Genomic DNA, 17791 nt, shown 5'->3' with positions numbered 1-17791 from the left:
TTTGAATTTTAGCTATCAGAGCTGAGCAAAAGTTGATAAATAGATGATAAATATTTGTCGCATTTACTTCATCTTTCGTTATCGAATACCACTGCTCGGTTGATTGGCAAACCGAGTGCACTGACAAAGCCAGTGCACAACAGAAAGATTCATGCGGCCCTTTCACTACAGAATCCATGATATCCGCGTTTGTTAACCCGCGATTTGCTCAGCTACGTTTCCCGGTTTGCTTTTCGACCAATAAGCCGCCAGCAGTGAACCGGAGATATTGTGCCAGATGGAGAATAAAGTCCCTGGAATTGCCGCAACCGGGCTAAAGAACTTCATCGCTAATGCAGTCGCAAGACCAGAGTTCTGAAGCCCCACTTCAATTGCAATCGTCCGGCTGATGGTTTCATTAAAGCCCAACAGGCGACAGGCAAAATAACCCGCGGCAAGGCCAATGCTATTGTGAAGCACAACAGCCAGTGCCATCACCGTTCCCACTTGCACCAGACTTTCGGCATTCAGTGCCACGACAATCGCAATAATCACCACAATGGCAAAGACAGACAATAAAGGAAGCACAGGCGCAAGTTTGGCGGTGACATTGGAGGCGTAGCGATTCAGCAAAACGCCTCCAAGAACGGGCAACAGCACGATTTTCACCAGACTGAGTAGCATCGCCGCCATGGGCACTTCCACACTGAGTCCAGCCAGAGCACCGGTCAAGACAGGAGTGAGAAAAACACCCAGTAGGGTTGAAATAGCGGTCATGGAAATCGACAGGGCAACATCGCCTTTGGCGAGATAGCAGATCACATTAGATGCAGTACCGCCAGCGACACTCCCCACCAACACCATGCCAACAGTCTGCTCTGGGTTAAACCCAAACGCCAGGCTGACCACAATGGCGACCATCGGCATGACCGTAAACTGAAGCAATACGCCGACACTCACTGCTCGCTTTTTCTTTGCCACATCAAGAAAGTCTGACGGTTTCAGGGTCAGCCCCATGGTCAGCATGATCACCGTCAGCAATGGCACAATCGCCGTTTTCATCTCAATAAAAAAAGTCGGATATACCAAGGCATAACCCGACAGTAATACGGCCCAAAGCGGAAAAAGCCTGATCACCATCCCTAGCATATTTTGTCCTTTGATCTGGCGTTGTTATTCCATGACATTCTGACAGAAGGCCAACAGTCCTTCGGTCACGATTTCCGGCTGTTCCAACGGACACAAATGCCCGGCATCTGCAATTACCTGAAGCTGGCTACCCGTGATCCCGTCAAGCATCAGGTGAGATTCCAGAACAGAACGAATGCGATCTTCGGCCCCAACCATCAGCAAGCAAGGCAACGCCAACTTTTCTGCATCCTCAAAACTGTCCCGGCGACCAAACCACATTTGTCCCGCCTGAGTGATAGCTGTCACCTGCGCTCCCTGCCAATGTGCCAGTCTGCTGCGAAACACCTTGATCAGTTCAGGATGTGAACTCCCGGCATTGCGGCCAAACTGCAAGGGTGTGAAGGTGTCAATGCATGTTGGGGAAAAGCTCTGGTTGTCCTCAGCCTCACGCAGCATGGCCTGATATTTCAGATTCACCACTTCCGGTTCCAGACCGGCAAAACTGTCCAGCAGCACCAAAGCCCTGACTCTGGCTGGTGCTTGAACGGCAAACTCAATGGCCCAACTCCCCCCCATTGAATGACCAATCAGACCAACCGTTTCAATCTCTAAATGATCCAGCAGTTCGCACATAACCTGTGCATAGTCAGCCAGTGTTGCACTAGCCGCAGGTGCTGGCTCTGACGCTCCATGCCCCCAGAAGTCCGGTACAATGCAACGAAAATGCTGACTGAGACGCGCAACCTGATGATCCCACATTCCGCTGTCCCAAAGAAAAGCATGTCCTAAAACCAGCACCGGCCCTTGCCCGATATCCAGATAACTGATCCCTTGAAAACGCTGTCTGTTTGCCGGAAAAATACCGCTCATGATTACTCCAGGTTAGATTCGTTTTATCCGTTTGATTCTGCCATCACACGTGGAGTGAACTTCGCCACCACCCTGTGCATCCCCTGCTGAAAGCAAAGCCAGGCCATAATACCGGCGGCAAGATTACCAAACATTGCGCCAATAAACAGACCTTGAATACCACCAGTCAACGCCCCCAGCCAAATCAGTGGCAGAAAACAGGCAAACAGCCGCAGACAAGAAATCACCAGAGCACGCATTGGCATGCCTAGCGCATTACTGACCGAAACCATCAGCATGCACACGCCCAAAGGCCCCAGACTTACAGGAACCCATTGAAGATGAAGCGTCAGAATGTCACGGACTGAAGGATCACTGCTCAGTAGTGTCGGTAACCAAAAACACAGAACAAGAAGAATCGCCGCAATTCCCAACTGCCAGATCAACACGAACTTCACGGCCAGTTTGATCAGTGTGGTAATGGCAGAGGTGTCCTGACGGCCCAGAGACCGGCCCACCATCGGCGGCAGTGACATCGTTAACGCCAGAACGACAACAATAGAAAAGAATTCAAGTCTGGAACCCAACGCCCAGGCAGCAACCGCAGCAGCCCCAAAACCAGCCACCAGTTTTGTCGCCAGCATTGAAGCCAGCGGCGGCATCAACTGACTGAGCATTGCAGGTGCCATGATATGAATCAGTTCTTTCACAGAACTGAGAATTTTCAACCCGTGCCAATTGAATGTCATCCAACGACGTCGAATCACGGCCGGAAACATCACCAGCATCCCCACGCCAAACGCCACGATCGTTGCCAGTGCAGCCCCGACCAGCCCCATATCCAGAGTAAAAATGAAAATGGGATCCAGAATCATATTCAGTACACTGGTCACCACCATCATGATACCGGGCAACACCGTATTCCCATTTGCGCGGCACAGACTGTAGGCAAAATACACCATGGCACCAAACCAACTGCTGATCAGCCAAGCGGGCCAGTAGGCATCAATTAATGGCCAGACTTCACTGGGTGCACTGAGCAATGAGAGGATCGGGCCGCGCAGCAACCAGATACACAGTCCAATCACCGCCACAATGACAGCGCCGGTCAGAACCACCAGACCGCCCAATTGCCGGGCTCGTCTTTCATCCCCACTGCCAAGGACGCGGGAAATGACCGCTGTGGTTGCAATGCCCAATCCAACCTGAAGGCCGATAATGATCATCTGCATTGGCAGAGTGAAACCCTGAGCTGCCAGAGGCAAAACACCCAACTGGCCGATAAAGGCACTGTCGACAAGCTGAAAACTCATCAGGGAAAGGACACCGAACATCATCGGCCAGGTCATCGAGAAAAGCTGTCGCGACAGCGCGCCTGAGTGCTGAGAATCAGCGGCATTTCGTCGGAGCATAAGCAACATTCATTAGATTAAAAAGGTAGTGTAAAGCGTTTGGTCGACAGTTCGAAGTCTGTCAAGCAGGTGTCTTTCAGACGATCCCTGCATTCTGGCAGGGATCAATAAATGATGAAACAATGTGATTAGTTAGTTACAATCTTCACCAGATCAGCCGGGCGATAGTATACAGATTTCAAGACTTTACCCTTCCGAATCACTTTATCTTCCAGCTCAACATCTTTTGCACACTTCGCAATGATGTAATCCCCTTTCTGACTTCCAGTGATTTCAACACCCTGCTGCGCATAGAAAGCCTGAGTTTCAGAAAATTCCTGCTCATTCCGGCAGACTTTGCTCATATTGCTGGCATGGACCTCATCCCAACAAGGTACAAAATCAATATTCAATCGCTGAGCAATTTGCAACAGCAAATCAATCATATAACTGACACCGAGGTTATCTTCGAGTTGCGCATGTCCCAGATGAACCAGGCGTCCCATCAGGACATAGACTGAATCTACAATGGCATCCGCCTGTTCAACCAGAGAATCAGCTTCCGCAAGTTCGGTCAGCTCTTCCACTGCCAGTGAAGTATGCAGCTGATCCATTTGCTCATTCAGGGTCGACGGGCACTCAATGTCCAGATCAAACGTCGTACGAAACTCTCGAATGTCACGATACAAGTGGTCAAACAATGCCTGATCCAGCACAGTCAGCTTCATACTGAAATTCCTCATTTTTTCATCATTATTGTGCAAGCCAGAGAACCGCTGTTCACAGGGTGCAGGCTGCCACAGTCATCAAGTGGGCGCATGGTATCACACTTCCTGTCATGCTTTCATAGTTCTTCATGATGCCTGACACCCTTTTGACAGCCTGTCTATCCTTTGCGCAATATGCGGGTATTTAAATAACATCCTGCTTAATATGCAACAATATTTTGTGACGTAACTCCCAGAAAATATTAAATTCTCACCTAAAATGCGCCCATTGTTTCACAAAAAAGGTGATTGCATATGTGCCCTCACTGCAAAAGTAAAAGTGTGCCTCAACGGATCCGCCGCTCTTTTCTCGACAAACTTGTTCATAAAAACAGCCACAAATTTCAGTGCAGCAACTGCCATCAGCAGTATTTCGTCAAGCTGGGCAGTTATGTTGGCAATGCCACGGCCGGACGCTAAAGTAACCGATTCCATTTCGTCATCGAATTGTTATATTTCAGGCGCATACTTCAGGCTCAATGATCCTGATTCACCAGCCTTCTTGTTTTTGACGGTACTGAGATACTTATGATTTCCGGACATCGCGGAGCCGCTGCGCTGGCTCCAGAAAATACACTCGCCGGGCTGCAGGCAGCAGCCAGAAGTCACCTTCAGTGGGTTGAAATGGACACCCAACTGTGTGCTGACCTCATTCCGGTCATGTTCCATGACGCTAAAGTGAACCGCTGCACCAATGGCCGCGGAAAAGTGCGCGAACTGGATCTTGCCCAGCTCAAAGCACTGGATGCCGGTTGCTGGTTTGGCCCTCAGTTTACCCATGAACGGATTCTGACCCTGGATGAAGCACTCAATGCCTGTCATGAGTACGGTTTGAACCTGAATCTGGAAATCAAAGTCCACGATGATCATGAAGCTGAAATTCTGGTTCAACAAGTCGCACAAACCATTGCCAGCAATGGTATTTCTGCCGATGAGCTGGTACTGTCCAGTTTTTCTGCAAACGCCGTATCCCATTGCCAGAAAATGATGCCTCATATCCGCAGAGGGCTGATTTGCGACAAACTGCCAAAGAACCTTTTTGCTTTAGCCGGCCAGCTCGAACTCTTCAGCCTGCACCTGGATTACCATTTGCTGAATGCGTCGCTGGCGAATCAAATTAAACAAGCAGGACTGGATCTCCATATCTGGACCATGAATCAACCGGAACTCGTTGACCAATTCTATCAATGGGGTGTTGATATCATCATCACAGACAATCCCCCCCTGCTGTTGAAAGCCTGATAATGGCCGGGATCTGCCCGGCCTGTTTTCATGATTTCCGCTTAAATTTTCAGCCAATACGTAAATCTGCTGCCACAGACGATAATTATTGCTCTATAATCCCCGCTTTTGGTCTGTCATACCAAACGGAATCATCTAACCTGAAGGTTGTTCCGTTCGGTATACCGTCTGTAGGAATCTAAGATGTCTTTTGCTTCACAAAATTTTGCTCCGGAAATTGTTCGCGCACTGGATGAGTGCGGTTATGAAAAAATGACCCCTATTCAACAGAAAGCGATTCCTGCTGCCCGCCGCGGCGAAGATATTCTGGCGAATGCCCAGACAGGTACGGGCAAAACCGCAGCGTTTTCACTCCCCATCATTCAGCGTATTGCGGATCAGCCCAAACCGCGTAAAGGCTTCAGTACCCGGGCACTGGTGCTTGCACCGACCCGTGAACTGGCAGAACAGATTGCCCGTAATATTTCAGATTACAGTCAGTTTCTGGACTTAAAAGTGCTTGCTGTTTTTGGCGGAAAAAAAATGTCCAGCCAGGAAAAACAGCTGGAAGCTGGTGTGGATATTCTGGTTGCTACGCCTGGCCGACTGCTTGAGCATATCGAGCTGGGCAATGTGTCGATGGCCAACCTGGAATTTCTGGTCTTCGACGAAGCAGACCGGATGCTGGATATGGGTTTCGTCGGCGATATTCGCACCATCATGAGCGGTATTCAGGGGCACCCGCAAACCATGCTGTTCTCAGCGACTTTCTCAGGCATGATGAACAAGCTGGCTGGCGAAATTCTGCAAAAACCAAAACGTATTTCAGTCACCCCGGAAAACTCAACCGCTGAAACCGTTGCACACGTGGTCTACCCGGTTGATGAAGATCGCAAGCGCGAATTACTCTCTGAGCTGATCGGGAAAAAGAACTGGCAACAGGTTCTGGTCTTTGTGAACTACAAAGAAACGGCGAATACCCTAGTTCAGGAACTGAAACTGGACGGCATTAAAGCTGTAATTTGTCATGGGGATAAAGCACAAAGTGCACGTCGCCGGGCACTGGAAGAATTCACCACAGGCAAAGCCCGGGTGATGGTTGCCACTGAAGTTGCAGCTCGCGGCCTGGATATTCAAGGCCTGCCACATGTGGTGAACTATGACATGCCATTTCTGGCCGAAGATTATGTCCACCGGATTGGCCGGACTGGCCGTGCCGGACAACAAGGCCATGCCGTGTCCTTCGTCAGCCGCGAAGAAGAGCTGACGCTGTTGCAGGTCGAGAAGATTATCAAACAACGGATCCGCCGCGTGATTCTGGAAGGCTACGAACCAGCGAAACGCGATGCCCTGATCGAAAAGCTGAACACCAAAGCTTCGTACCGGGATCGTAAAAGCCGTACCAACAACCCGGATCAATCTGCTGCTGAGCGCCGGATGCGTTTACAACGTGCGATTCGTAACCGGAACAGTGCACCGAAAACGCTGAAGAAGTAAATACAACTCTCGGCACTACGTTCAAAATGGGGCAGTCATTCTGCCCCGTATTCCTTACGAATACCTTGATGGTATTCAATACCTGTCTCATAAGCAACGCAGGATACAACAGCCGTTCACATCACCGGATTATCAATCCGATTCCAGAAGCAGACTTTCTGATTACTGCGCTGATCCACCAGCCAGCTGTAGTTACAGTTGTCGTCGTAACTGTAGCGGCCCGTTTGAACCTGATACGGCCCGAAGCTCGTGCCCTGCATAGACTGGAAGCGCCCCTGATACAGCAGCGAGAAATGTAAGTGAGGACCGGTTGATGAACCGCCTTCGCACAGTGCGACTGATTTCTGGCTGGCATAGACACCTAGTTTGGTGTTCTTATTCACCCACTGTCCGTTCGAAACCTGAACCCCATCCATATGGTAATAGTTGGTTCCCCAGCCATTGGCGTTGGTGACCCGAACCTGACAACGGGACAACACAGTCACGTAACCATCATGTGCCGCCGTCACACTGTAAGTCGTTCCACCCCACCTCGGCCAGTCATAAGACACATCAATCGAAGACAGTGGAAAACCAGAACCACTGTGTGCATGCGGACCATTCGGCACCCAGTTATAGCCCTGACGCCAGGGCATTTGCATGAACTCATTCGGTGGTGCAATTGTCTTGAGTGAGCGCGCTTCCGCCCTGCTTTCTACAGCAGATACAGGTTCGCCAAACCAAGCGACATACTGCTGTAACCATGCTGATGCAAGCTGACTATCGTTCAGAGTACTAAGAATCGCAAGTGTCGACGCATTCGTTGATGTCAGCGTATCCGCGTCATAGCGATAGAAATATTGTGACAGGTGATTTGCAATTTCTTTGATAGCGACTTTCAGCACTTCCGAATCTGTTTCAGTATCCACCGCATCTGGCTGCCAGTTTTCAACGATTTGCAAGGTCACCAAAACCACTCTTGGATCAACCCCGGTCGCGCCACTCCAATGCAGTAAGGTTTCTTTCAGCGACGACCAGTTCGGCGCATTCGTCTCGAAAAATGCGCTTGCGTCAAACGGATGCTGATAGGGTCTGAACACAAAGTCGGCATCTGACAGCAACGGCTGAATCTGAATGCCCTGTTGCTTGATTTGTTGCGGTACGGATGAACTTGGAACAGCAGGATAAAGATCATGCGCCTGTACAGCCTGGCTGGCGACAATGGATAAAGCCACTAACGTAATTAACTGATTCATGATTATATGTTCTCCAGTTGCATGACATGCAATTAGGAGTCTGGCAGGGAAGAGAATAATCAGTGAATGTGTCTGAAAAATTGCGAGTTAATTTGAATTAGTTTGTATGCATATGTAATGGGAGCATTAAAATATTGAAGTCAGTCTTGAACACCCCGAAAGCAAACATTCAATCGCTTACCTAGATGACCTCACAACCACCGTCTGACCGTCATTTGATACCGTAAATACTTCTCGCCAAAACACTGAATCATGGCCCGTTCTTCAGGCAGGATCTGAAATCGGTTCATATAAAGAATGAAGGCAATCACCCCGAAGAACAGGAAAGGTGACTGCAAATAAACCGCTTGCGCGACCAGCAAACTCGCAAAACCAACATACATAGGGTTGCGGGAACGCTGATAAACACCAGAAACAACTAATTCAGAGGCATTTTCCGGCTGGCGTGGATTCACCGTCGTTTTACTTTTCCGGAATTCTTTGACACCAGAAGCCGCAAACCAGCAGCCAAATATAGCAATCAGTAAGGCGACACTCACCGATGGCACTACGCCTAACGCCATTGAAGGTAAATAGGGTGAAAGCAATCCCATCAGCAATGAAAAGATGCCCATCACCACAAGCGGTGGGATCTTGTTTTCCAGTGTTTGCATTCAACCTCCTTGAACAACATTGCTCATGTCATCATTCAGGCAAGACTTACCGTTGCTTTCTTTTCAGCTTTGACCGTCAACAGGATATCCTCGCCTGCCGCAGAAACCCGAAAATAGCCGCCATCCGCGGAGAGCTGATCAACCTCTAATTGTTCCTGCCCGAGCTTCTCCAGCCAGTAGGGTGCCAGCGAACATTGCGCCGAACCCGTGGCTGTATCTTCATCGATCCCAATATTCGGCACAAAGTTTCTGAGCACATATCCCCCACTCCCGCTTGCAGCGGTCAGAATAACCGCATGGTGATGATTCAGGCTTTTGATCTGTTCAAAGTCTGGCTGGTAATCAAGAACCTGCTGCACACTCTCCAGCACGATCACTAAATCACGGGTTGCATAAACATCAACAGGAGTCAGTCCAAGCCGCTTCGCATCCAGCCAGTTCTGTTCATGTCGAACCGCCTGCCAGGCAGGCATTCTCATGCTGTAAGCATCGTCGTCACAATGAATCACCACAGTGCCATGCGGGCTGAACAGCGTCACTGAATTCTCTGGAGATGACTCAAAAATACATGCGGCTGCAGCCAGGCTGCCATGCCCGCACAGGTTGATTTCCGCATCAACGCTGAACCAGCGAATGTGATAACCCTCAGCGCATTCCACAAGAAATGCAGTGACGGGCTGCGCCAGTTGCTGACTCATACAAAGCAAGGCAGAATCTGAAAGCCAGTCCTCCAGAAAAACAACAGCGGCAGGGTTTCCATTGGCATAATTCCCGCTGACAGCAAATCCGGTCTTAGCATGCCCGGTGAAGGCATGAATAATTTGTGCTTTCAGCGCTGTTTTCTGATTTTCCATGCCGATCCTTTCTGCTCAACATCAGCAAAGTTTCAGACCTTGCTGATGGCATTGATGAAATTTAATTAAGCGCGTTCTTCAACTAAGAACTTCTTAAAAAAGTCCGACAAGTCGATTTTCGCCAGATCTTTAAATTCACCAGCATCATAAAATCGGCCTTTACAGGTCGGACAGCTTTCAAACCAGATATGTGGCTGTTTCGGTTCAACGAGCCGTAACAGCTTGTTATTCGGACACACCGGACATTCAATCTGATCAATGGCGTTGAAAGACTTCCCAATGCCTGCATCACCGATATCCACGGTATCTGCCAAAGGTTTCATTTTTTCAATTTCATAGGCATCCAGCCACAAGCCTTTGCAAGCGGTACAACGTTCAATATCACCCAACGGGGTTGTCACATGCTCAAATTTCGAATGACACTTTGGACACTGCATTCGAGACTCCTTTCATTATTATCATGAATTTCAAGCACATATTACATTCACCCGAACATACAGCGATAGGCAAATTGACTCATAAGTCATGATTTTGTGATGCAGAAGCAAGAAAGAAGAAATGTCGTCCACACTCAGGCCGTCCAGAAGGACGGCCTGAAGCGCAACAGCGCTGTTGTCATTGAATCGCTCGCAGGGCTTCCGTCACCAATTGGTGATCGTCTTCCTGCGGTAAACCGGACACAGTCACAGCGCCAACCAGCCCGCAATTTTTCACACGGATCGGAAACGAACCTCCGTGAGCACAGTATTCCTGTGAGTCAATATGGGGCTGATTTTCAAACTCACGCTGCTTTTGGGCGTTATAGCGACCGAGATAATAGGAGCTTTTCCCATAACGCAAGACACTGTTGCGTTTGCGGCGAATCCAGTCCAGATGGTCACTGCTGGTATTTGGCATCGCATATGCAAACAACACTTGTCCAAAACCATAGACTTCAATTGCCACCGAGACCTGCTTGGCTTCCGCGCTGCGTTTCAGCCAAGTGCCTAATGCCCAGGCTGTCGCATGATTAAATTCGTCTAGCTGCAGACAGGTTTCCTGTTCAGCCAGCACTTCCAATGTCAGACTCATACATCCACCTTTAAGGTTTGGCCCAATTGGCTGCTTTCCAGTGCCAGTTGGATCAGTCTGATATTCAGCAACGCTTCCTCTGCCGGAACCGGATTGGGTTTGCCCTGGCGGATCGCATCTGCAACACCAGCAAAATAACACTGATAACCACCCAGCTCAGTTGGAATCACCTGTGAGTCCGTTTCCTGATGAAACTGACCATAGTGTGAAGATGGCTCCTCAGCCCAGGTTGGCAACTCAGGTTTCACGCCAGCTTTCAGGTACTCTTCCTGCGGATCCAATCCGTATTTTTCATATTTCCCTTGTGTCCCCAGCACCTTGTAACGCAAATTCGGTTCCGGGCTGTACAGATTGGCATGCAAATGCACAAAGTGCGCCGGGTAATGCAGTACCAGATTGAAATAGTCGATTGTACTTGCACCCGGGCGCATGATTTTGCACTGCGCGGTCAATGCCTGCGGTGCACCAAACAGGGCCAGCGCCTGATCCAGCAGATGGGGTGCCAAATCAAATAAAATCCCACCGCCATCCTGTGCTTGCTCGCGCCAGCGCTGACGCACTTCCGGCCGAAAGCGATCAAAGTGAGATTCGAAGTATTTCACATCGCCCAGCTTGCTTTCTTCGATCAGCTTTTTCACGGTCAGGAAATCACCGTCCCAACGACGGTTGTGGAACACACTCAACACCAGCCCTTTCTCTTCAGCCAGTCGAATCAGTGCCTCCCCGTCTTCCACCTTGGTCACAAAAGGCTTTTCAACAATCACATGCTTGCCGTTTTCAAGCGCCAGTTTAGCCAGACGAAAATGAACATCATTCGGTGCGGTAATGATGACCAGTTCGGCATCACTCTCCACCAGCATGGTGTCTGCATCATCGTAACAAGCCACACCCGGCCAGTCGGCCTGGACGGCCGACTTCTGGCTGCTGCTCAAAGCCGTCAGTTCGAGTTCCGGTAGGGTTTGAATGAAAGGCAAGTGGAAAGTTTTTGCAGAAAATCCATAGCCAACAACGGCCGTTTTTACGGGAGCATAAGGCATCAGCATTGTCCTTTTGTTACGTTGATCACAATCACCTGAATATCATGGTGATCAAAAAGTTCGGCATCAGTCGTTGTCAGGGGTTGGTCCGTAATGAGGACGTCAACTGCATCCAGTGAGCAGATGTGATGAAAGTTATCCTGTCCGATTTTATGATGCTCACAGACCAGAATGACCTGCTGTGCCTGCGCCATCATGGCCTTTTTCAACGAAGCTTCCTGCTCATTATTGGTCGAAAGTCCGTGTTCCGACAATGCACACACACCAATAAACGCTTTGTTCACTCTGTACTCGGTCAGCTGTTTTTCTGCCTGTGCCCCGAGAATCGCACGGTGAAAGGCATCAAAATGTCCGCCCAGCAGATGAACCTTCATGTCAGGATTCCCAGCGAGCTGCTGAAGAATATCGACCGAATTTGTCACCACAGTTGACGGCTGACTGAGCTGGCCAGCCAGCAACGTGTGCGTTGTGCCTGTATCCAGCAATAAGGTGTCATTCGCTTCAACCAGTGAGGCCGCACAAAGCGCGAGCTGCTGTTTCGCTGCACTGATCGCTTTACCGACATAGGGCTCCGACCGAGTCGAGACGGCAGCCTTGACTGCACCACCCCGAATCCGCTGAATACCGGGTCGCTGCGTTAGCTTGACCAAATCTCGGCGTGCAGAATCGCGTGAGACATCGAACTGTTCACAAATATCATTGAGGGTCACTTTACCTCGCTGTTCAACCAGCGAAGTTAAATGGATGAGACGTTCTTCCTGTGTCATTAGCTTACAAACACTTAAGTAATTTTGAGTGATTATGCGTGAACTTCTAACCTTTGCCAAGAGACAACAGCCAGTCGGGGCCAGAAATCAAACAGCTATGGCTCTAAACAATACGGAAGTCGACACAGAAGAGTGATTGAGTGAAAGGATTAAAATGAGGAAGGCATTGAACATCTGAACAACCATGTGTCAGGGAGGCTCAGGCGATCATCCCTGAGCCTTGGTTTGAATTGTTCACACACTCACGCGTTCGATAATGCCAGCCGGGCTGCAAAGCCAATAAACAGTGTCCCCATCAGCGTATTACCAAATCGCTGGGCTCGCTTGCTCGCTTTGACCAGCCGGGTCACATAAGAGCCGGCGACTATCAGAACACTGAGAAAAATCAGGCTGAAGCATTCCAGTACCGCAGCCAGGATCAGGAAGGGAATCCCGGGGCTGTCGTATGTCATATCAATAAACTGCACAAAGAAAGAAACGTAAAACAAAATCGCTTTCGGATTGGTCAGACTGAGGATGAGCGCCTTTCGGAAGACCCGCTGACCGGCAGCAGTCGGTAAGGCATCTTCAGACGCACCGGACTGAAAGGCGTTGTAAACAATCTTCCCGCCAAGAATCAGCAGATAAATCGCCCCCAGATAACGTACCAGTGTAAAGAGGATCGGCGTCGTCTGAATCAGGGTTGCCACGCCCGCATAGGCGCAGAAGATCAACGCGGCATCCCCGATAAATACCCCCGAAGCCGCCAGATAACCCGCACGGATTCCCTGACTCATGCCGGTTTTCAAAACAAACAATGAATTAGGGCCAGGTAAAAGGACGATAAACATCGCCCCGACAACATAAGCCCAGAAATTCAATACGCCATAATCTGCAAACATCGCCCCTCACCTTCAACGATCCGAATTCTAACTGTTTTACAGCACTATAAACCGTTTCAACAGGGATGCAATTGAAGCTTAAACGTGCGATTTCACAGCATGAACACAGCATCAGACCGATGACACGAGGTGTTGCCAAAGCGGGTTATCCACCAGCAACCAGATCGCGACGACCATCATCAGGGAAAAATAGATGAATCCCTGAATTTTTTGATTTTTCCGGTTCCCAGAAAGTTTTGCCAGTAAACCGCCCGCCCAAATCCAGACGAAGTGCATGGAAATATTCAGAACCGCAAGCCATACAATCAGTACCCAGACGGCATGATCGCCGAATTCATGCTGCGCTTTCTCTGAAAACAGGGAAAACATGAGCAGAACCAACAACCATCCTTTGCTATTCAGCAATTGAATGAGGACACCATCGGTAAACCCCAGATGTTTCAGTGGCCCATTGGCCTGATGCAAACTGGTTTTCAAAAAACCCTTGGCCAGATACATGATATAGCATGCGCCAGCGACCTGCAGAAGCTGCAAAACCATTGGGTGTTCGTGAATCAGTGCCCCTAAACCCAGCCCAATCAACAGAGACTTAATCACGAATACAAAATCAATGCCCAGCAATAAAGGGATTGAGCGCCGAACACCAACACTGGCTCCGGATGCCGCAAACACGATATTGGCCGGCCCCGGACTAAAAACCAAGGGAAACATCACCCCTAACCACAGCAATAAAAAACTCATGAATTCACCTCCAGATTCAACAGTGACCTCATGGTATTGCTTGGCAGTGATTTGTTCTTGTATAAAATTGCAGGCGAGCAGGTTAAACCATGTAATGCTTGGGCGGTACGCCAAAAGCACGTTTGAAATTGCGGGTGAAGTGGCTTTGGTCGAAGAAGCCACAGCTTAATGCCGTGTCGACACAACTATGACCACTCATCAGTAACCCTTTAGCTTTCTGTACTTTCAACAGCAGCAAAAACTGATGCGGTGTCAGCCCATAATGGGCTTTGAAATAACGAATGAGCTGAAATTTCGTCAAACCGCTGACTGTTTCAAGCGCTTCTAACGAAACATTCTCCTGCCAGTGGTCATGAAGATAATCCCGGACTTGTTTCGTCCGGTCCGTCGCTTTTCCTGTGATATCACGATCAGACTTTGCCGTACCATATTGGGTAAAGAGTTGTTCCAGAGCGAGGGTTAACAGCGACGACTGTGTTAAATCCAGACTGGGCACTTCTAAAGCCATATGACACTGTAAAAGCAGGCCGAACAAAGCCGGGTCTCGAATTAAAGAGGTGTTAATCACTGGCTCGACATGTTTTTCACTGGCCTGGAAATGACTCGCGATAAACTCTGGCGGTAAATAGAACATTCGATAGCGCCATCCCTGCTCACAGCCAGAAAACCCCGTATGGACTTCAGAAGGATTAATCGCAACAATTTGATGTTGAGGGACAACAAGATTATTCCCCCGATAAAAAAGACCTTCCGCGCCAGACTCAATGACACCAATCGCCAGTTCATCATGCCAGTGCCGGGAAAACTCAAACCGCTGAAACGAAGCCGACAAAAGCTCAATCTCAGGATTCTGTGCCGGTCGCCAAAGCTTCGAAAATTCCTTTGTGCTGTGTGTTCCCCGCAAGGTTTTTCCTTCTTTACCTAGAACCATTTTTACCGAAAATCATTTTTCCTAAAATCATAGAGAAATGACCTCACAACGTCCGACCATTTGCCCCATTCTTCCTTGTGCAACAGAATACATCATCACATCCATCCATATGGATTACAACGTGCGACCATCGAAATACTTCACCGGGATAGCATCCAAATCAAACTCGTCCAAACAACGAATATTCACCGCAACCATCGCATTGCCTCGTTGATCTTTGCCTTCAGCGTAAGGATGAATACCACAGTTCGGACAGAAATGATGTTGAATCACATGCTGATGGAAAGTGTAAGTGCTTACTGCATTCTCTGGTGTGAGTAGCCGAAACTCACTGCGAGAAACAAACCACAATAAAGACCCTTTTCGCCGACAAATGGAGCAATTACATGCCAGCGCTTCCTGAATTTTCCCTTCGACTTCAAACGCAATTTTTCCGCAGTGGCAGCTTCCTGTGTATTTCATGACTTTTCCTCGATCAGATTCATGATGAACTCAGACTGCTACTGCTTCATGCAATCGGTTTGAGTATAGCTGGCACACAGAACCCAAAGCATGAAATAGCTTCCATTGATTCTCAAAACAGTTTTTGCATCCAGAGAGAACTGATGCGCTCACCGTTTTTTCTGGCGTAGTTTTGAAAAACGCCCACTTCTGTGAATCCGAACTTTTGATGCAACGCCACGGAGGCGTCATTCGGTAGCGCGATCCCTGACAGCACACAATGCACCGACTGACTTGCCAGCGCCCCGAGAATTGCCTGCATGAGTGCGCTGCCTGTCCCTTGCCTTTTAGCATCCGGATGGAGATAAATGGTCACTTCAACCGTTTCGGCGAAAGCCAGGCTTGGTCGATAAGGCTGACTGCAAGCAAAGCCAATCACGGTCTGATTTTCGACCGCAACAAAAAGTTGATGCGGGGAATCTGGCTGAAACTGTGCAAACCAGTTATTACGATTCCCCAGCGTCATCGGCTCGGTTTCAAACCGCGCGTTTGTGTGCTCAATGTAATGATTCAATAGGGCTGTGATTGCCGGGACATGCGTGATGGTTCCTGTTTGGATTTCTATCATTTTTCATTCATCGTGAGCTTGAGAGAAGTCAATCATGAAGAACGGGAACATCTGATGCAACCACAAATCCTTGAGGCCGGAAAGCGATGTTATACATATCAACCTGCGCGCAGCCAAAATCATAGCGAACGACATCATTTCGAACTTAAAAGAACTCGCACTAGAATATTTACTGTTATCAAAGCAACAGCGACATCCTGATGTCCAAACCTCGTTCAAGAGTCACTTTCAATCCATTATTATGACCCTCCACATACGCCACAGTAGTTTTCATTGCAGTAAACTGCTCAAAAACCGCACACTGATGACTCAACCATGACATATCTTCCCCTTCAATAACGGTATGGAGTTGTGCTGACTGAATATCGGAAGTATGTTCCTGTGGTTCAGAAGCTTTACCTTTCGAATAAACAGAAAGTTCATCCAATGCGTTGCAGCGGCATCCAGTTTGGCCGGATCACCTTTCAGGGCTTCAATTTGTTGATAGGTTTTTTGCACAGAGGAAAACATTGTCACTTCCTATTTTTCAAAACTGCCATGATTTACAAAAGCATTATAAAGTGAAGCATCTGTAGCACTATGGCCTGATCCAATTTGCAACCATTTTTCTTCGCTTCCAATTTTCTTATCATCATCCATCTTAAATTGGAATATCTGTGCACCGCCTCCACTACGTGCATATTTCGCCTCATAACCAAGAATATGCAACATTTCAAGATTACCAGGAACAGAATTATCGATAACCTCAGATTGAAATGATTTTTTATAAGTATCTATTAGGTATCTCCGCTCGGAGGTCTGTGCCCATACATACCGTCCTGTTGGACTTATAGATTTTTTAAGAAATTTTCGTATATTAAATTCACTTTTATCATCAGGAACTATTGAATACAACTTTTCTCCTGCTTCTTCTTTATAAACACCAACTCCCAGTTCAGACGTTACATATCTTCGACCATTATATATTACTGAGTTCTCATTATAAACCGCATCAGTTTTTTCAACTTTATTCGAGGATAGTGTGTACTTCCAATCTTTCCATTGGTCTGTGAAATATAAATAGCTGCTATCTTCTGCCCATAAAAACTCTGGATAACCACGAGATTTACCAAGTTCAATGTACTCTCCAGTTTTCAAATCTTTAATGACTTTAAACATGCCTTTATCATTTGTGTATGCTAAAGCTAGATAGCGATTATTAGGTGATATACGCATCAATCGAATCTGACCATCAAACTCATCTGCAACAAGTCTTAGGTCAGTCCCATCCGTTTTAATACTCCAGACTTTATCTTTTCGTTCATAATAATCATCTTTTGGTGAGCTATCTCTGCCACCATTATCCCAGCGGAAAACAACACGCGGTAAGTCATATGAACTCTCATTACTCAAGTCTTCACGCGGCCATTCTTTGGCTTTATAAACATAGTATTTGGGCTTTCCATTATTATCCTGATAGCATAATATAGTTATGCTCTGTAATATATATCCGACCATCTTCCCTTTTTTGAGCATTTTTTTGCTCTACAATAGTCAGTTCTTTTTTCGGTTGCTTACTTTCAACGCTGGCCTCATCTTGCCAGCAACCAACAAGCAGCAAAGTACTTAATAAGCTTAATTTCAGTGCTGATTTTATATTTTCTTTCATAACAATCATTCTTTCCTGTGCCAACGTTTAATTGAATAACTCACTGATATCTATATATTTATAAATAAT

Annotated in this window: 22 protein-coding genes; 2 read left to right on the top strand and 20 right to left on the bottom strand. The window is 48.0% G+C overall.

Annotated features, from left to right (window positions below; all coding sequences use genetic code 11):
* Positions 1-192: 192 nt before the first annotated feature.
* The 5 genes from EA58_RS12685 to EA58_RS21700 all read right to left on the bottom strand — a co-directional run bounded on the left by EA58_RS12685 (position 193) and on the right by EA58_RS21700 (position 4552).
* Positions 193-1128, bottom strand: coding sequence for a bile acid:sodium symporter family protein (locus EA58_RS12685; protein WP_036753331.1), 936 nt, complete (start codon positions 1126-1128; stop codon positions 193-195).
* A gap of 24 nt (positions 1129-1152) precedes the next feature.
* Positions 1153-1980: an alpha/beta fold hydrolase gene (locus tag EA58_RS12680; protein WP_051642063.1), complete on the bottom strand. Its 828-nt coding sequence runs from the start codon at positions 1978-1980 to the stop codon at positions 1153-1155.
* Positions 1981-2003: 23 nt separating this feature from the next.
* Positions 2004-3371, bottom strand: coding sequence for an MATE family efflux transporter (locus tag EA58_RS12675; protein WP_036753329.1), 1368 nt, complete (start codon positions 3369-3371; stop codon positions 2004-2006).
* 128 nt (positions 3372-3499) lie between these two features.
* Positions 3500-4078: a nucleoside triphosphate pyrophosphohydrolase family protein gene (locus tag EA58_RS12670; RefSeq protein WP_036753327.1), complete on the bottom strand. Its 579-nt coding sequence runs from the start codon at positions 4076-4078 to the stop codon at positions 3500-3502.
* A gap of 273 nt (positions 4079-4351) precedes the next feature.
* Entirely contained in the window at positions 4352-4552 is a 201-nt protein-coding gene (locus EA58_RS21700) for a hypothetical protein (RefSeq protein ID WP_036753323.1), read from the bottom strand.
* Between the two features lie 93 nt (positions 4553-4645).
* Between EA58_RS21700 and EA58_RS12660 the strand changes: the two genes are divergently transcribed.
* The gene (locus EA58_RS12660; protein ID WP_036753320.1) at positions 4646-5359 is read left to right on the top strand and encodes a glycerophosphodiester phosphodiesterase family protein; all 714 of its coding nucleotides are present in this window, start codon (positions 4646-4648) and stop codon (positions 5357-5359) included.
* Between the two features lie 183 nt (positions 5360-5542).
* Positions 5543-6835, top strand: a complete 1293-nt coding sequence (locus EA58_RS12655; RefSeq protein WP_036753317.1) for a DEAD/DEAH box helicase — start codon at positions 5543-5545, stop codon at positions 6833-6835.
* 116 nt (positions 6836-6951) lie between these two features.
* On the opposite strand, the gene EA58_RS12650 is transcribed toward EA58_RS12655, so the two are convergent.
* The 15 genes from EA58_RS12650 to EA58_RS22010 all read right to left on the bottom strand — a co-directional run bounded on the left by EA58_RS12650 (position 6952) and on the right by EA58_RS22010 (position 17722).
* A complete protein-coding gene (locus EA58_RS12650; protein ID WP_036753314.1) occupies positions 6952-8070 on the bottom strand; it encodes a M23 family metallopeptidase in 1119 nt (372 codons plus the stop codon).
* 191 nt (positions 8071-8261) lie between these two features.
* On the bottom strand, positions 8262-8723 hold the full coding sequence (locus tag EA58_RS12645) for a methyltransferase family protein (RefSeq protein ID WP_036753311.1): 462 nt from the start codon (positions 8721-8723) through the stop codon (positions 8262-8264).
* Between the two features lie 35 nt (positions 8724-8758).
* Positions 8759-9577: a PhzF family phenazine biosynthesis protein gene (locus EA58_RS12640; RefSeq protein ID WP_081819645.1), complete on the bottom strand. Its 819-nt coding sequence runs from the start codon at positions 9575-9577 to the stop codon at positions 8759-8761.
* Positions 9578-9642: 65 nt separating this feature from the next.
* Positions 9643-10014 carry a zf-TFIIB domain-containing protein gene (locus EA58_RS12635; protein ID WP_036753308.1) on the bottom strand — a complete coding sequence of 124 codons (372 nt, stop codon included), beginning with the start codon at positions 10012-10014 and terminating at the stop codon, positions 9643-9645.
* A gap of 178 nt (positions 10015-10192) precedes the next feature.
* Positions 10193-10648, bottom strand: coding sequence for a heme-degrading domain-containing protein (locus EA58_RS12630; protein ID WP_036753305.1), 456 nt, complete (start codon positions 10646-10648; stop codon positions 10193-10195).
* Positions 10645-11685: an oxidoreductase gene (locus EA58_RS12625; protein ID WP_036753485.1), complete on the bottom strand. Its 1041-nt coding sequence runs from the start codon at positions 11683-11685 to the stop codon at positions 10645-10647. The genes EA58_RS12630 and EA58_RS12625 overlap by 4 nt, the downstream gene beginning before the upstream one ends.
* On the bottom strand, positions 11685-12452 hold the full coding sequence (locus EA58_RS12620) for a DeoR/GlpR family DNA-binding transcription regulator (protein ID WP_036753302.1): 768 nt from the start codon (positions 12450-12452) through the stop codon (positions 11685-11687). The genes EA58_RS12625 and EA58_RS12620 overlap by 1 nt, the downstream gene beginning before the upstream one ends.
* 242 nt (positions 12453-12694) lie before the next feature.
* Positions 12695-13333 carry a leucine efflux protein LeuE gene (leuE, locus tag EA58_RS12615; RefSeq protein WP_036753299.1) on the bottom strand — a complete coding sequence of 213 codons (639 nt, stop codon included), beginning with the start codon at positions 13331-13333 and terminating at the stop codon, positions 12695-12697.
* Between the two features lie 111 nt (positions 13334-13444).
* Positions 13445-14074, bottom strand: a complete 630-nt coding sequence (locus EA58_RS12610; RefSeq protein ID WP_036753296.1) for a LysE family translocator — start codon at positions 14072-14074, stop codon at positions 13445-13447.
* A gap of 82 nt (positions 14075-14156) precedes the next feature.
* Positions 14157-15005 carry an AraC family transcriptional regulator gene (locus EA58_RS12605; RefSeq protein ID WP_051642062.1) on the bottom strand — a complete coding sequence of 283 codons (849 nt, stop codon included), beginning with the start codon at positions 15003-15005 and terminating at the stop codon, positions 14157-14159.
* A 114-nt stretch (positions 15006-15119) separates the two neighbouring features.
* Entirely contained in the window at positions 15120-15467 is a 348-nt protein-coding gene (locus tag EA58_RS12600; RefSeq protein ID WP_036753293.1) for a GFA family protein, read from the bottom strand.
* A gap of 112 nt (positions 15468-15579) precedes the next feature.
* Entirely contained in the window at positions 15580-16071 is a 492-nt protein-coding gene (locus EA58_RS12595; protein ID WP_036753480.1) for a GNAT family N-acetyltransferase, read from the bottom strand.
* Between the two features lie 181 nt (positions 16072-16252).
* The gene (locus EA58_RS21695; protein WP_161781041.1) at positions 16253-16501 is read right to left on the bottom strand and encodes a hypothetical protein; all 249 of its coding nucleotides are present in this window, start codon (positions 16499-16501) and stop codon (positions 16253-16255) included.
* Positions 16502-16593: 92 nt separating this feature from the next.
* On the bottom strand, positions 16594-17571 hold the full coding sequence (locus EA58_RS12585) for a Tricorn protease domain-containing protein (RefSeq protein ID WP_235199612.1): 978 nt from the start codon (positions 17569-17571) through the stop codon (positions 16594-16596).
* Complete coding sequence (locus EA58_RS22010; protein ID WP_235199611.1) at positions 17522-17722, bottom strand: hypothetical protein; 201 nt, start codon at positions 17720-17722, stop codon at positions 17522-17524. Before EA58_RS22010 ends, EA58_RS12585 begins: the two co-directional genes overlap by 50 nt.
* Between the last annotated feature and the right edge of the window lie 69 nt (positions 17723-17791).

The organism is Photobacterium galatheae (assembly GCF_000695255.1).
Classification (GTDB): domain Bacteria; phylum Pseudomonadota; class Gammaproteobacteria; order Enterobacterales; family Vibrionaceae; genus Photobacterium; species Photobacterium galatheae.
Note: the sequence above shows the minus strand (reverse complement) of the source record. Positions and strands in the feature narration are given on the sequence as shown.

Excerpts from the sequence above, each read along its gene's own strand:
- EA58_RS12685 (WP_036753331.1), bottom strand. The coding sequence starts at position 1,128 with ATGCTAGGGATGGTGATCAGGCTTTTTCCGCTTTGGGCCGTATTACTG.
- EA58_RS12680 (WP_051642063.1), bottom strand. The coding sequence starts at position 1,980 with ATGAGCGGTATTTTTCCGGCAAACAGACAGCGTTTTCAAGGGATCAGT.
- EA58_RS12675 (WP_036753329.1), bottom strand. The coding sequence starts at position 3,371 with ATGCTCCGACGAAATGCCGCTGATTCTCAGCACTCAGGCGCGCTGTCG.
- EA58_RS12670 (WP_036753327.1), bottom strand. The coding sequence starts at position 4,078 with ATGAAGCTGACTGTGCTGGATCAGGCATTGTTTGACCACTTGTATCGT.
- EA58_RS21700 (WP_036753323.1), bottom strand. The coding sequence starts at position 4,552 with ATGGAATCGGTTACTTTAGCGTCCGGCCGTGGCATTGCCAACATAACT.
- EA58_RS12660 (WP_036753320.1), top strand. The coding sequence starts at position 4,646 with ATGATTTCCGGACATCGCGGAGCCGCTGCGCTGGCTCCAGAAAATACA.
- EA58_RS12655 (WP_036753317.1), top strand. The coding sequence starts at position 5,543 with ATGTCTTTTGCTTCACAAAATTTTGCTCCGGAAATTGTTCGCGCACTG.
- EA58_RS12650 (WP_036753314.1), bottom strand. The coding sequence starts at position 8,070 with ATGAATCAGTTAATTACGTTAGTGGCTTTATCCATTGTCGCCAGCCAG.
- EA58_RS12645 (WP_036753311.1), bottom strand. The coding sequence starts at position 8,723 with ATGCAAACACTGGAAAACAAGATCCCACCGCTTGTGGTGATGGGCATC.
- EA58_RS12640 (WP_081819645.1), bottom strand. The coding sequence starts at position 9,577 with ATGGAAAATCAGAAAACAGCGCTGAAAGCACAAATTATTCATGCCTTC.
- EA58_RS12635 (WP_036753308.1), bottom strand. The coding sequence starts at position 10,014 with ATGCAGTGTCCAAAGTGTCATTCGAAATTTGAGCATGTGACAACCCCG.
- EA58_RS12630 (WP_036753305.1), bottom strand. The coding sequence starts at position 10,648 with ATGAGTCTGACATTGGAAGTGCTGGCTGAACAGGAAACCTGTCTGCAG.
- EA58_RS12625 (WP_036753485.1), bottom strand. The coding sequence starts at position 11,685 with ATGCCTTATGCTCCCGTAAAAACGGCCGTTGTTGGCTATGGATTTTCT.
- EA58_RS12620 (WP_036753302.1), bottom strand. The coding sequence starts at position 12,452 with ATGACACAGGAAGAACGTCTCATCCATTTAACTTCGCTGGTTGAACAG.
- leuE (WP_036753299.1), bottom strand. The coding sequence starts at position 13,333 with ATGTTTGCAGATTATGGCGTATTGAATTTCTGGGCTTATGTTGTCGGG.
- EA58_RS12610 (WP_036753296.1), bottom strand. The coding sequence starts at position 14,074 with ATGAGTTTTTTATTGCTGTGGTTAGGGGTGATGTTTCCCTTGGTTTTT.
- EA58_RS12605 (WP_051642062.1), bottom strand. The coding sequence starts at position 15,005 with ATGGTTCTAGGTAAAGAAGGAAAAACCTTGCGGGGAACACACAGCACA.
- EA58_RS12600 (WP_036753293.1), bottom strand. The coding sequence starts at position 15,467 with ATGAAATACACAGGAAGCTGCCACTGCGGAAAAATTGCGTTTGAAGTC.
- EA58_RS12585 (WP_235199612.1), bottom strand. The coding sequence starts at position 17,571 with ATGGTCGGATATATATTACAGAGCATAACTATATTATGCTATCAGGAT.
- EA58_RS22010 (WP_235199611.1), bottom strand. The coding sequence starts at position 17,722 with ATGAAAGAAAATATAAAATCAGCACTGAAATTAAGCTTATTAAGTACT.